Raw genomic sequence first — 367 nt, 5'->3', positions numbered from 1 at the left:
GACGGAATTCGACACGTTGAGCGAGGCGGTGCGCACCGTACCATCCTCGATCGTCAGAATGGTAAGTCTGTCGCGCAGACCAGCCCCCGCAGGTGCGAGCCGGCCCATCGCGTAGGTTTGGGCAACGGACGCCAGAGCACCCTTCAGGACGAGGGGCTCGGCCGAAGCTGGCTATCCTTCAACCAGAGCGCAATGTTCGGTCCTAGTCATGAGAGCATTCCGAGCCCGTGCTTTTGAACGATCGAGAGCAGCTTCAATGCTGGGCCGCTCGGCCGCTTCGCGCCGGTTTCCCACTTTTGCACTGTGGATTCACTGGTGTTCAGGTAGCGCGCGAAGACTGGCTGGCTGACATGATTGTTCTCGCGCA

At 60.8% G+C, this 367-nt stretch carries 1 protein-coding gene; it reads right to left on the bottom strand.

All coding sequences use genetic code 11. From position 1 onward, the window contains the following. Positions 1-206: 206 nt before the first annotated feature. Positions 207-367 (bottom strand): helix-turn-helix domain-containing protein (locus AC0C6X_RS30185; RefSeq protein WP_472956718.1); only part of this gene is annotated, 161 nt, incomplete at its 5' end.

Source organism: Ensifer sp. VA4, assembly GCF_055710065.1.
The sequence above is the reverse complement of the archived record's forward strand: the minus strand, read 5'-3'. Positions and strand labels throughout refer to the sequence as shown.